The 13,064-nt window shown below is 40.9% G+C and carries 10 protein-coding genes; 5 read left to right on the forward strand and 5 right to left on the reverse strand.

Going from position 1 to position 13,064, the window contains the following annotated elements:
- Positions 1-40 precede the first annotated feature (40 nt).
- The 4 genes from PSH54_RS05290 to PSH54_RS05305 form a co-directional block, all read right to left on the reverse strand.
- The gene (locus tag PSH54_RS05290) at positions 41-2,152 is read right to left on the reverse strand and encodes a hypothetical protein (RefSeq protein WP_273605648.1); all 2,112 of its coding nucleotides are present in this window, start codon (positions 2,150-2,152) and stop codon (positions 41-43) included.
- Between the two features lie 192 nt (positions 2,153-2,344).
- Entirely contained in the window at positions 2,345-4,207 is a 1,863-nt protein-coding gene (gene dxs / locus PSH54_RS05295; RefSeq protein ID WP_273605637.1) for a 1-deoxy-D-xylulose-5-phosphate synthase, read from the reverse strand.
- Positions 4,208-4,309: 102 nt separating this feature from the next.
- Complete coding sequence (ispA, locus tag PSH54_RS05300) at positions 4,310-5,197, reverse strand: (2E,6E)-farnesyl diphosphate synthase (RefSeq protein ID WP_273605638.1); 888 nt, start codon at positions 5,195-5,197, stop codon at positions 4,310-4,312.
- 2 nt (positions 5,198-5,199) lie between these two features.
- Positions 5,200-5,442: an exodeoxyribonuclease VII small subunit gene (locus PSH54_RS05305; protein WP_004586873.1), complete on the reverse strand. Its 243-nt coding sequence runs from the start codon at positions 5,440-5,442 to the stop codon at positions 5,200-5,202.
- A gap of 315 nt (positions 5,443-5,757) precedes the next feature.
- On the opposite strand from PSH54_RS05305, the gene pomA reads away from it, so the two are divergent.
- From pomA to PSH54_RS05325, 4 genes are all read left to right on the forward strand, one after another.
- Positions 5,758-6,525: a flagellar motor protein PomA gene (pomA, locus tag PSH54_RS05310; RefSeq protein WP_004586874.1), complete on the forward strand. Its 768-nt coding sequence runs from the start codon at positions 5,758-5,760 to the stop codon at positions 6,523-6,525.
- A gap of 2 nt (positions 6,526-6,527) precedes the next feature.
- Positions 6,528-7,448, forward strand: a complete 921-nt coding sequence (locus PSH54_RS05315; protein ID WP_004586875.1) for a flagellar motor protein MotB — start codon at positions 6,528-6,530, stop codon at positions 7,446-7,448.
- A 211-nt stretch (positions 7,449-7,659) separates the two neighbouring features.
- Positions 7,660-8,166, forward strand: coding sequence for a hypothetical protein (locus PSH54_RS05320; RefSeq protein ID WP_031289574.1), 507 nt, complete (start codon positions 7,660-7,662; stop codon positions 8,164-8,166).
- A gap of 45 nt (positions 8,167-8,211) precedes the next feature.
- On the forward strand, positions 8,212-10,152 hold the full coding sequence (locus PSH54_RS05325) for a DNA topoisomerase III (RefSeq protein ID WP_273605639.1): 1,941 nt from the start codon (positions 8,212-8,214) through the stop codon (positions 10,150-10,152).
- 22 nt (positions 10,153-10,174) lie between these two features.
- On the opposite strand, the gene PSH54_RS05330 is transcribed toward PSH54_RS05325, so the two are convergent.
- Positions 10,175-11,488, reverse strand: a complete 1,314-nt coding sequence (locus tag PSH54_RS05330; protein ID WP_273605640.1) for a M20 metallopeptidase family protein — start codon at positions 11,486-11,488, stop codon at positions 10,175-10,177.
- A 94-nt stretch (positions 11,489-11,582) separates the two neighbouring features.
- Here PSH54_RS05330 and PSH54_RS05335 point away from each other — a divergent pair, with 94 nt between their 5' ends.
- On the forward strand, positions 11,583-12,440 hold the full coding sequence (locus PSH54_RS05335) for a tetratricopeptide repeat protein (protein WP_273605641.1): 858 nt from the start codon (positions 11,583-11,585) through the stop codon (positions 12,438-12,440).
- Positions 12,441-13,064 lie beyond the last annotated feature (624 nt).

Consider the following 13,064-nt stretch of genomic DNA (forward strand, 5'->3'; position numbering starts at 1 on the left):
ACAAAAGTAGACTAGGCATGGTGAGGGTAACGCTATTTAATTACTGGTTTAGCCACGCTGGTAAAATAGCCACTGACTCAGGAGCACTAAATGCCATACTTGCATCGGCACTTATATCTCCCCCTGCGGTACTTAAAATATTATTAAAGCGCATAACTACGTTGTTAGACTTTTCGGCAACGTATAAATCGGTTCCGCTATACATAATATCAACAGGGTTTCCTAATAATGTATTGGGCCCGCTAATCGTCGCGCTTATATTAACTAGCCCCGAGGCATTTGCGGTATTATTTAATACATAAATTTTGCCATCGTCAGCAACGGCTGCGCTGCCTACATCAGAAAGTATTAACGCACCACTTAATGAGTCGTAATCTATTCCATGAATATTGGTAGGCCCAGCTAGTGCTTGTGAATTATTGGCAGGTGTAATTAATCTATCTTCTGTACTTATTGTGGTCTCGCCACTTAGTAGCTTATTTTTAACTTGATCAAATACCGCTACAGTGCCATTAGTTAGCGCAACAAAAGCGCGGTCAGTGTTACTGTCGTAATCAACATCCCACGGGCGTGCATTATTGGCAAAAGTTAAGGTCATAAGAGGTGATACATCGCCGGTGGCACAGCTTGAAAATATAGCAATGCTCGGCGTGGTTTCATTATTTTCAGCCACAAAAATCATTCCACTATCGGAGGCAATATCTAATCCTTTAGGTGAAATAAGGCCTGTATTGCTTCCTGAAATCAGTCTATCTTGGCTGGCGTTAAATGTTTCGCCATCACGGTTATAAGCCACTTTAGTAGAGATGACGATTCCGCCCATTCCTGTACTGGCATTATCGAATGTTGCGTAGCTATTACCTGCTTTATCAAAGCTAACGCTTTCTATCGTTTGGCTTGCATTATAGCTTGCAAGTTCGCTACTTAATGCTGTATTTAAACGGCTAATTTGGCCTGTTGTATCACCCGCAGTGCTTGGATTACTGGATACGGCTACGCCTAATAGCGCCATATTAGGCTCAGTACTATCTGATATATCAGCCATTGAGCTTTGAGTTAGCGTGTTAGTAATTGACTCTGGCTTAGTAGACGCAGTACTTAAATCGGGCGCTATATCGCCACTTTCACCGGCAAATATATTACTAAACACTAAAATTGCATCGTTTGATTTTTCGGCCACACGTAAATCGCTACCCTCAAGGGTAATATCTACAGGGTTGCCTAGCATAGTCGCAGGGCCTGAAATACTGCGTGCAACAGATGTATTACCTTGCGCAGTAGAGGCATTATTAATAACAAAAAGCGCGCCATCGGTAGCATCTGATGCGCTACCAACATCCGATAAGATAAGTTTATTGGTGGTTTCATCATAAACAATGCCGTGAATATTTACCGATATTTGCACACCATCGGCATCGCTTGGTGTAATAGTACGACTTGGCATAGCGGTAAATTCACCGCTTACAAAATTATCATAAACCGCGACATCACCGTTGGTAAGTGCTACATAAAGTCGGTCGTTTACGTGGTCATAATCAACATCCCACGGGGCGGCTTCGGTAACAGTGGTAGCAAGCGGCGCGGCATCTCCCGCTGCAGCACTGCCAAATGTGGTAATTTGCATGGCACCAAAATCAGCTATAAATATCAGCCCGCTATTTTTTGCAATCGCTATGCCTTTAGGGTTAACCAGGGTAGTTGCAGGGCCTGTAATTTCACGGTCTTGATTAGTGCTAAAGCTTGCACCATCATCGCGATTAGCAAGTTGGCATATAGTTTTAACGCTACCATTTTCGCTGTCGCTTGCTTGTATTAAATTACCGAGGCTATCAAAGGCTACGCCTTCATTTGCAGTGGTATTAAAGGTTTTTAATTTGGCAGCGTCCTGGTTTATTAAATCAACAGTGCCTGCGTTTTGTTCGCCGTTATTAGCTAAAATAAACGTGGCTGCACTAAAGCCGGGGTTACCGTTTGTGCCATCGTTTCCATCTTGACCATCTGCTCCCGGCGTACCGGCTAAACCGTTTTCTCCATCATCACCGCTACACCCTGAAATACCAAGTACTATCCCAAGCGCTAATGCTGAAAAACAAAGGGGGCGTTTAAGTGAACTGTTTTGTGTATGAAGGTGAGTTAAATTAGCTTTTTTCATCATTTTTACCTTTTAATATTCCATCAAATGAAAGTAAATAACGTGCCTGTTTATACTCCTCAGTACGTACTATTTACTGTGTTAACCTCATAGAGATAACGCGTAGAAATACACATTGGATGCAAATATTTAAAAATAAAAAACAAAAAAGGAGCCATCAGGCTCCCTTTAAAAACTAGCTAGCAAAAATAATTAAGCGATAAACGATTTTATTGAATTTAAAATGCCTTGTTCGCCTAAACCCATTTCATCTTGCATTTGCGCTTGTGTGCCGTGCTTAATAAATTCATCAGGAATACCTAAGTTAAGCACTTTTAGGTTGGCTTTTTGCGCTGCTAAATATTCATTAACCGCTGAGCCTGCGCCACCACAAATAGCGTTGTCTTCAAGCGTTACTATTACATCATGAGTTTGGCTAAGCTCACCTAATAAACTTGTATCAAGTGGCTTAATAAAGCGCATATTAACTAGCGTTGCACCTAGCTCATTTGCAGCAAGTTGCGCGTTTTCAAGCAAAGTACCAAAGGATAAAATAGCAATTTTAGCGCCTTGCTTAATGGTATTGGCTTTGCCTATTTCTAGTAGCGTCATTTCGCTTTGAATATCGGCAGTACCGGCACTACCACGAGGGTAGCGAACTGCTACAGGGCAATTAGCCTTATAACCGGTATAAAGCATATGGCGGCACTCGTTAGTATCACTTGGGGCCATAATAACCATGTTTGGAATACAGCGCATAAAGCTTAAGTCGTATGCACCTTGGTGTGTTTCGCCGTCGGCGCCTACAATACCAGCGCGGTCTATAGCAAAAAGCACAGGTAAGTTTTGCAGTGCAACATCATGGATAAGTTGATCATACGCACGTTGTAAAAAGCTCGAGTAAATAGCTACAACGGGTTTTAACCCTTCACAGGCAAAACCGGCGGCCAATGTGACAGCGTGCTGCTCTGCTATGGCTACATCGAAATACTGCTCTGGGTGCTCTTTTGAAAAACGCACCATACCTGAGCCTTCACGCATTGCCGGGGTAATAGCCATTAATTTTTTATCTTGCTCGGCCATATCACACAACCAATCACCAAACACCTTAGAGAAAGTGGCGGCACCAGGTTTAGATTTAGGTAAGCTTGATGTATTAGGGTCAAACTTTGGCACACCGTGATAGCCAATAGGATCAGCTTCTGCGGGTTTATAGCCTTTTCCTTTTTGGGTTTTTATATGTAAAAGCTGAGGCCCTTTTAAATTACGCATATTACGCAGTGTATCTACGAGCATATTTACATCGTGGCCATCAATTGGGCCAATGTAATTAAGACCTAGTTCTTCAAAAAAGGTACCTGGAATAACCATTCCTTTTAGGTGCTCTTCTACTTTACTGGCAAGCTCTTTAACAGGAGGTACGCCAGAGAGTAACTTTTTACTGCCTTCGCGAATGTTTGTGTAAAAGCTGCCAGATAAAATACGCGCAAAGTGATTAGTTAACGCACCGACGTTTTCAGAAATCGACATTTCGTTATCATTTAAAATGATTAACATGTCAGATTTTACATCGCCTAAGTGGTTCATTGCTTCAAATGCCATACCTGCTGTAATGGCGCCATCGCCTATAACAGCAACAGTTTTGCGGCCTTTACCTTCTTTTTGAGCCGCAATAGACATACCAAGTGCTGCCGAAATAGAGGTACTTGAATGGCCTACGCTAAAGGTATCGTATTGGCTTTCTTCACGAAAAGGGAATGGATGTAATCCGTCTTTTTGGCGAATTGTATGCATTAAATCGCGTCGTCCCGTTAAAATTTTATGCGGGTACGCTTGATGGCCTACATCCCATACAAGGCGATCTTCTGGTGTGTTATACACATAATGTAGAGCAACGGTAAGCTCAACAGTTCCTAAACCAGACGCTAAATGGCCGCTACTTTGCGAAACAGAGTTGAGTAAATAGTCTCGTAACTCGTTGCTAAACGCAGGGAGTTTATCTTGCGCTATATCGCGTAAGTGGGCTGGTTCGTCAACCAAGTTAAGTAATGGATACTTGCTACTATCAAGTGTCATGGTATTTATTTTATCCTTCGCTAACACCGGTGCTAACTTATTAGTTGTTACCGCTGTTGAGTAATAATGTCAGTGCTAAATGGCAATACGTATATGTAACACTCAATGGTCACGTTTAATCAGGTAGTTTGCCAGCGCCGCTAGAGTAGAGGTATCAGCATCTATTTTGTTTAATGCTTGATGCGCTTGCTCTATTAAATTTTGCGCCATTTGCTTGGCGCCTTGCATACCTAATAGGGCCGGATAAGTTGCTTTATTAGCAGCTAAATCAGAGCCTTGTGGCTTACCTAAAGTAAATGTGTCACCTTCAACATCTAAAATGTCGTCGTGCACTTGAAATGCCAGCCCTATAGCATACCCAAAAACACTTAAGTTTTCTAAGGTTTGTTTGTCTGCTTTTTCGCTACATAATGCACCCAATGTAATGGCACAGTTGATTAAGGCACCCGTTTTTAATCTATGAATTCGTTCAAGCTGTTGTACTGTAATCACTTTATCTGTGGCTGCAATATCTAGCCCTTGCCCGCCGACCATGCCTTCAAGCCCCGATGCTTTAGCCAGTGCGCTGATCATTTTTACTTGTGTTGACGCGCTGCAGGTAAAATTGTGAGTCGAGATAAGCTCAAAGGCCAATGTTTGTAGTGCATCGCCCGCTAAAATTGCGTGCGCATCGTCAAACTCTATATGGCAAGTTGGGCGTCCACGGCGAAGGTCGTCATCATCCATGGCTGGTAAATCATCGTGCACCAACGAGTAGCTATGAATACACTCAATAGCAGCAGCAAGAATATCTAAATCTTGCTTATTAGCTCCGAGCATTTCACCACTTGCGTAGACTAAAAAGGGGCGTAAACGCTTGCCACCGTTAAATAAGCCGTACTGCGTAGCTTCTTTTACTGTGTGTGCGGTATCAAGGGGTTGATCAAAGTACTGTTGCAGGGTCTTTACGACATCTTGTTGAGCACATTCTATTTTTTCTTGTATGCTCACGGTTATTCCATATCGTTGTTAAATGAAGTAAGCGCTGCTTTTTCGTCATTACCCATCAAAATAGACACTTTTTGTTCTGCTTGTTGTAACTTACCCGTTGAGGCGTTAGCTAAGGCTATACCACGCTCAAATTGCTTTAACGACTGCTCAAGCGATAAATCACCTTGTTCCATTTCACCGACAATGGTTGATAGTTCTTCGAGTGCTTGTTCAAAACTTAGGTTTTCAGGTTTTTTAGTCGCCATGTTTAATTTCAGCCAGCATGATAAATTTAGGAGCCAATTTTAGGGGGAATGCTAAACTAGGTCAAAGGATGATCGTTGTTTTTTGAGTTATATCAGTTTAAATCGCATTTTTACCATGTATAAGATGCGTATTAGTGCTCACTGTGTACAATAAAATTAATCAGCCGCTAGGCGAGTAGGGTATCTTGATCTAAAATTAGGCCAAACACAGTGTTTTACACTTTTTTCAAAAATGGCTTAAGTATTTCAGTATCTTGCCGATAAGCAGTTAATAATAAAAGTTTGAATAACAAAGTATAATACTTTGGAGGAAATGTGGATTTAGCAACCATAATTGGGATCCTTGGCGCAATAGGTTTAATTGTCATGTCCATGTTTATGAGTAGTAGCGGTGAAATGGGGATGTTTGCCGATGCGCCTTCTAGTGTAATTGTATTTGGTGGCTCACTATTTATTGTGTTATCAAACTTTACCTTGTCGCAGTTTTTGGGCATAGGTAAAGTTGTTGGTAAAGCATTTATGTTTAAAATCGAATCGCCAGAAGAGCTGATTGAAAAAGCAGTTGAACTTGCTGATTCTGCCCGTAAAGGGGGGTTTTTAGCCCTCGAAGAAGCCGAAATACCAAACCCTTTTATGCGCAAAGGTGTAGATATGCTCGTTGATGGCCACGATGCTGATGTAGTTCGTGCCACGCTTCAAAAAGACATTTCTTTAACCACAACTCGTCACGAACTGGGCGCCGGTTTATTTAAGTCACTTGCCGATATAGCCCCAGCAATGGGTATGATAGGAACGTTAATAGGCTTAGTTGCTATGTTATCTAACATGGATGACCCTAAAGCCATTGGCCCCGCAATGGCGGTGGCATTATTAACTACTTTATATGGTGCATTTTTAGCAAATGTAGTGGCTATTCCTATTCAGGTAAAACTTGAGCTTCGTAAAGACGAAGAAGCCATGAATCAGCGTCTAATACTGGATGCTATTTTAGGTATTCAAGATGGCCAAAACCCGAAAGTAATTGAAGGTATTTTGAAAAATTATCTTGCTGAGTCTAAGCGCAAAGTAGATACCGAGGAGTAACCATGTCTGATCAAGAGTGCAAATGCCCACCCCCAGGTTTGCCTGCTTGGATGGGAACATTTGCCGACTTAATGTCGCTTTTAATGTGCTTTTTTGTACTTTTGCTCGCGTTTTCAGAAATGGATGTACTTAAATTTAAGCAAATAGCAGGCTCGATGAAGTTTGCATTTGGTGTGCAAAACAAAATAGAAGTAAAAGATATCCCTAAAGGGACCTCGGTTATTGCTATGGAATTTACCCCTGGTAAGCCTGAACCTACCCCGATAGAAACCATTCAGCAACAAACCGTTGAAATGACCCAGCAAATGTTAGAATTTCAAGCGGGTGATGAAAGCTCTGCTGGTGGTAGACAAGAGCAACGTGGCGATAAACGTGGTGGCGAGTCACGTAGTACATCGCAGCAGCAATCTTCAGAGCAAGCAACTTCAGCCGCCGATCAAGAACAAACTAACGAGTTAGTGAAAAAAATAGCGCAGCAGCTCGAAAAACAAATTATCGATGGTGCAATCGAGCTTGAATCTTTAGGGCAGCAAATCATTATTCGTATCCGTGAAAATGGCTCATTTCCCTCTGGCAGTGCTTTTTTACAACCTAAGTTTAAGCCCATAATTCAAGATATTGGTGAGTTATTAAAAGATGTACCTGGAGAAATTACGGTATCGGGTCACACCGATGATTTTCAGGTTTCTAATGAGTTATATATTAATAACTGGGACTTATCGTCAAAGCGTGCTGTAGCAGTAGCAAGCGAATTACAAACGGTACAAGGGTTTGATAAAAACCGCATGATGGTAGTAGGGCGTGCTGATACTCGTCCACTTGTTCCGAATGATTCAAACGAAGATAGACGCCGAAATCGCCGAGTAGAAATATCAATCTTACAAGGTAAGGCTAAAGAGTCAGACCCTATTGATGTGCGCTAGGCTAGTAGCTGGCGCTAATTTCTCTAATTAAGTTTCTTTTTAAGGTACTTAATCACCTAAGTATCTTGGCAAGTTCATTATTTTAGCTTAAAGTACATTTCCTTAACATATGTAATGGATGTGCTGTGAAAGTTATAATTAAATATTGTGATATGCCAGGTAATGGTGATGGTACCGACGACGATACAAAAGAAAAATAAGGTAAAACATTTTGCCTGATTGGTTTTTGTATTTCGTTAGTATTTTAAGTAAAAGCTGGGTCTTTATGCTAAGCCCGGCTCTTTTTATATTTTTTATATTTAAAGATTACTTAGCCTTTAGATTTGCATTATTGACCGTCGCTTTTTTCTTCTTTGGGGGGATAACAGCTTCTAGCTTGAGAGAGTTTGACGATATTTATATCTATCGTTATTTAGTATGGGCGGCTACCGATATTATATGGATGGCGTTAATAGCTTATTGGGGAATAAAAGATAAAGTTTATTTATGGCAATGCGTTATTGGTCAGTTAGTGGTTATTGGCGCACCTATATTACAATTATTCAGATTAGTTGACCGTCACCTTTGGGATTTAGCGTACAGCACCATTATTTACAAAACGTTAATGCCCTTTATCAACATTGGCACCGTCATAGTGTGTTATTTACCTTTAATTATGCTTTTCGCTAAAAAAAGTAATTCCCCCTCAAAAATAGAAAGCGCTCCACCTTCTAAATAGCTGTGCTAAACTACTGTTCATATAAACAGTTAATGAGCAACTCCCATGAAACTCTATATCGCAGAAAAGCCATCACTTGGCAGAGCTATTGCTGATGCATTGCCAAAACCACATAAAAAACACGATGGTTATATAGAAGTGGCTAATGGTGACTGTGTCTCGTGGTGTATAGGGCACTTACTTGAGCAAGCTGAACCTGATGATTATGATGCGCGTTTTAAAAAGTGGCAATTTGAACACCTTCCCATAGTGCCACAGCAATGGCAGCTCAAGGCAAAAACGAAAACGCGTAAGCAATTAACTATTCTAAAAAAGCTAATTAAGCAGGCATCAGTACTCGTGCATGCGGGCGATCCCGACCGCGAAGGCCAATTGTTGGTTGATGAAGTCATAGAGCAAGCCAAAATAAGTAAAACCAAAAAGCAAAGCATTCAACGTTTACTTATAAGTGATTTAAATTTAGCGGCGGTAAAAAAAGCGCTTACTACTATGCGTTCAAATCGTGAATTTATTCCGCTTAGTGTGTCGGCGCTTGCGCGTTCACGTGCAGATTGGCTATTTGGTATGAACCTTACGCGTGCTTATACGCTGGCGGGTCAAAAAGCAGGCTTTGGCAATGTGTTGTCGGTGGGTCGCGTACAAACCCCAATTTTAGGTTTAGTGGTTAATCGGGATAACGAAATAGCTAACTTTGTGTCAAAACCATTTTATGAAGTGTTGGCGCATTTAATAACCCCTGAGCAGCAAAGCTTTGTGGCCAAGTGGTTACCAAGCAAAGCCTGCGAGCCGTACCAAGATGAAGAGGGCCGCGTTTTAAATAATGCATTAGCCGAAAACGTCGCTTCGCGAATAGCCAATCAACCAGCTGAAGTCACTGCGCTCGAACAAAAACAAAAAAAACAAAGCGCGCCGCTGCCTTATAATTTATCGGCACTGCAAATAGATGCTGCAAAGGCATATGGTATGGCAGCCCAGCAAGTACTCGATATTTGCCAAACGCTTTATGAGCGTCATAAGTTAATTACTTACCCTCGTTCTGATAATCGTTATTTGCCTAAAGAGCATCATTTAGATGCGCCTGCAATTTTAAAAGCAATTGCAGCTAATGGCGGTCAAAATACTGAGTTTGTGAATGGGGCAGACGCTAAAAAACACAGCAAATGTTTCAACGATGCAAAAGTGGCTGCACACCACGCAATTGTACCTACCGCTAAACAACTAAAAACAGCGACTTTGGCGGCTGATGAAGCAAAAGTATATCAACTTATTAGCAGGCATTACCTAATTCAGTTTTACCCCGATTACATTTATAACGAAACTAAAGTAGAGGTAACAATTGCGGGAGGTTTATTTAAAGCCAATGCAAAGCAAGATGTAAGCTTAGGGTTTAAGGTATTAATGGGCAAAGCCGAGCTAAAAGATGAAGCAACCTTGCCTCATTTAACAAAAGGCATGGCACTTAACTGCACTAAAGGTGAAGTGGTAGAAAAACACACTACGCCACCGTCTCATTTTACTGATGCAACATTGCTAAGTGCCATGACCGGCATTAGTCGTTATGTAAAAGATTCACAAATTAAAAAAATACTTAAAGAGACCGATGGGCTAGGAACAGAGGCAACCCGCGCAGGCATTATTGAATTATTATTTAGGCGTCGTTTTTTAAAGCGCGAAGGTAAATCAATTAAAGCTACACAAACAGGCTTGGCACTTATTAGTGTTTTACCAGAGGGCTTAGCTAGCCCCGATTTGACCGCTAAATGGGAGGCGAGTTTAGGCAACATTGCTCAACAAGCAATGAGCTACCAACAATTTTTACAACCACTGCTGGTGGAGCTTGAAGGTTTTGTACAGCAAGCAGCTAGTTGTGATAGCCATGTATTTTCAAAGCTGCCTAAAACACCGTCTAAAAAGCGCTTTGCTAAGGGTGGTAAAAAAGCACCATTTAAAAAATCAAATTATAAAAAGAGCTCAGCAACCACTTAATCGCTGAGCTCTCAAATACGGCTTATTTTTGATTAAATAACGCGACTGCAGCGTTACTCATGGCTTTTATACCGGTCGGTAATGCTACTTTATAATCTGGCGCAAATTTACTTGAGTGTAATGAAGGAAGTGTTTGGTTACTTTTCATCGCATTTGTATATTGCTGCTGGTTTACTCCACCTAACCAAAATAACGTAATAGGAATGTTTTCATCAGTTCTACCGTACAATCCAAAATCTTCACCAGCCATAACCGCTTTTGTCTCAAGTACATTAGTTTCGCCAATTGCATCAGCAATAGCACTCCTAACAATGTTAGTTTGCTGAGGGTTATTGTAAGTAGATGGAATAGATTCATCTTCATGAACGTGAACAACAGGGTAGTGTGACTCAGTAAGGCCAGCACTTTGAGCAATACCCGCTGTAATACGTTTTATAGCTGCTATTTGCGCCTTCCGTACCTCTGGGTTGTAGCTTCTAAGCGTAAGCTGTAGTTTTACTTCATCGGAAATCACATTATGCTTTGAGCCACCATGAATAGAACCCACAGTCACAACGGAAGGCTCAAGTGGAGAAAGCTCGCGGCTTGTGATTGTTTGTAATGCTAATACCGTACGCGCCGCAATAACTACAGGGTCTACGGTAGTGTGCGGGTAGGCGCCGTGTCCGCCTTTACCTTTTATAGTTATATCTACCGAATCAACACTTGCCATGGTGTATTCATTTTTCATTGATACCTTACCCGCAGGCACGCTGGCACTAACATGCAGCGCAATAACATGATCAGGCTTAGCATATTTACTAAATAAGCCTTCACTTAACATGGCTTTTGCTCCACCGCCAACTTCTTCTGCAGGTTGCGCAACCATCATTAACGTTCCTTGCCACTTATTTTTATGGGCAATAAGTTGCTCAGCAGTACCAATAAACGAGCTCATATGTATATCGTGGCCACAGCCATGCATTACACCTACTTTATTCCCATGCTCGTTGGTCACTTGTACTTTAGATGCATAAGCTTTACCGGTTTGCTCTGTGATAGGTAGGCCATCAGTATCAGTACGAATCATTATTGTAGGGCCGGTGCCATTTTTATAAATTCCTACCACACCGTAGCCGCCAACATTATCTGTTACGTCAAACCCAAGGTTTGTTAATTGCGATGCTATTTTTTTGCCAGTTTCTTGTTCGTGATATGAAAGCTCTGGAGATTGATGTAAGTCGAGGTAAAACTTTTCAATAGCTGGCATACTCTTAGTTAAATCTAAGTTTAGTGACTTAGCGTAAGTAAGTGGGCTTGCTATCATAAATGCTGCAGCTAGATAGGTGATTTTCATGTTTTCCCTCATTATTTGAAAGTATTTAATACTTGTATTTATTATGTTCGTCTCCATATAAAAACCTAAATAAATGAATATGGCAATTAATTCAATGAGCAACATAGTTAGTATCAACGCACAAAACCTTCAGCAAGTACTCGGTGAAACATCACAACAAAAGTTGGTGCTGCTTAACTTCCACTCGCCACAAAGTCCTGAGTGTATTAGCCAAATCGGTATATTAGAAAACTTAGCTACGCAATATAAAGACCATATTGTAGTGGCTAATCTTGATTGTGACGCAGAACAAGCACTCGCCTCGCAATTAGCGCAGCAGGTTGGCTTGCAAACATTACCTACACTTGTGTTGTTAAAAGATTCAGCTCCAGTAGATTTATTAGCGGGTGCACAAACAGACGCGCAAATTCGCGAAGCCCTGAGTAAGCATTTACCAGCGCAGCAGGACCTACTTCTTGAACAAGCAAAACAAGCATTATTAAAGTCGGACCTAAATGCTGCATTTAATTACGCAAAGCAAGCGTATGAAATAGACAGTGCAAACGCACGTATAAAGCTTGTATTAGCCGATATATGTATTCAAATACACAAGTTAGATGATGCGCAAGCACTCATTGATACCATTGACGCCCAAGAGCAAGATGCTTATTTTCATAATATAAAAGCTAAATGCGAAGCGGCTCTAGAAGCTACCGACTCGCCAGAGATAAAAGAAAAGCAATCTCAAGTAGAAAAGTACCCAAATGACTTAGACCTGAAAATAGGGCTAAGCCAATTGCTAAATGATGCAGGACGAAAAGAAGAAGCACTCGAAACACTGTTCAGCGTACTTAAAAAGGATCTTAATTTTAATGACGCTAAAGCAAGCTTTTTAGCAATTATCGCTTCTCTACCAGATGGAGATGCACTTGCAGCAAAATACAGAAGAAAGCTTTATAGTATTTTGTATTAATACGCGCAGTTAATAAATTAACTTAAAAGCACCTTATAGGTGCTTTTTGCGTTTTATACATCGTTATATTTAAAGCAAACTGACCTTTGTGTATAGATTTAGTTTGTTTTTTGTACTGCTTTTGGCTCTTTAGAGTGAAAAATGCACGAAAGAGCTTTTATTTATAGTTTTTATTAAAAAACGCTTGCGTAAAAATCCGTTCTCCCTATAATGCGACCCCACTGAGGCGGCAGAGCGCAACGCATAGCGAGGCACGAGCTACTCAGTGAGTCGAGTAAAACTTAGTTTTAAAAACTTTCAAGTTTAACAAAATTAAGTGTTGACAAAAAAATAGGAAAGCGTAAGATGCGCAGCCCTAGCGAGATAAAGTTTAACGCTTTAATCGCAACGTTCTTTAACAATATAAAGCAATCATCTGTGTGGGCACTCGTACAGATTGAGTTCTAACAGCCAAGCTTAGTTTACTAAGTGAGGCAAACAAATTTAGAGTCTCAATTGAAACTGAGTGACCAACAGCAATAACTTACTTAGGTTTTACTTAAGAAAAGAATTGCAGCACAGTCAATTCAATATCGAAAGATATTAAATAAATTCAGAATTCATTGAGCTGTCGAAAGACACAAA

Source organism: Pseudoalteromonas sp. Angola-30 (genome assembly GCF_028599215.1).
GTDB classification, from domain to species: domain Bacteria; phylum Pseudomonadota; class Gammaproteobacteria; order Enterobacterales; family Alteromonadaceae; genus Pseudoalteromonas; species Pseudoalteromonas atlantica.

Coding starts and splice junctions, on each gene's coding strand:
- PSH54_RS05290 (WP_273605648.1), bottom strand. CDS start 2,152: ATGAAAAAAGCTAATTTAACTCACCTTCATACACAAAACAGTTCACTT.
- dxs (WP_273605637.1), bottom strand. CDS start 4,207: ATGACACTTGATAGTAGCAAGTATCCATTACTTAACTTGGTTGACGAA.
- PSH54_RS05305 (WP_004586873.1), bottom strand. CDS start 5,442: ATGGCGACTAAAAAACCTGAAAACCTAAGTTTTGAACAAGCACTCGAA.
- PSH54_RS05315 (WP_004586875.1), top strand. CDS start 6,528: ATGTCTGATCAAGAGTGCAAATGCCCACCCCCAGGTTTGCCTGCTTGG.
- PSH54_RS05325 (WP_273605639.1), top strand. CDS start 8,212: ATGAAACTCTATATCGCAGAAAAGCCATCACTTGGCAGAGCTATTGCT.
- PSH54_RS05330 (WP_273605640.1), bottom strand. CDS start 11,488: ATGAAAATCACCTATCTAGCTGCAGCATTTATGATAGCAAGCCCACTT.
- PSH54_RS05335 (WP_273605641.1), top strand. CDS start 11,583: ATGAGCAACATAGTTAGTATCAACGCACAAAACCTTCAGCAAGTACTC.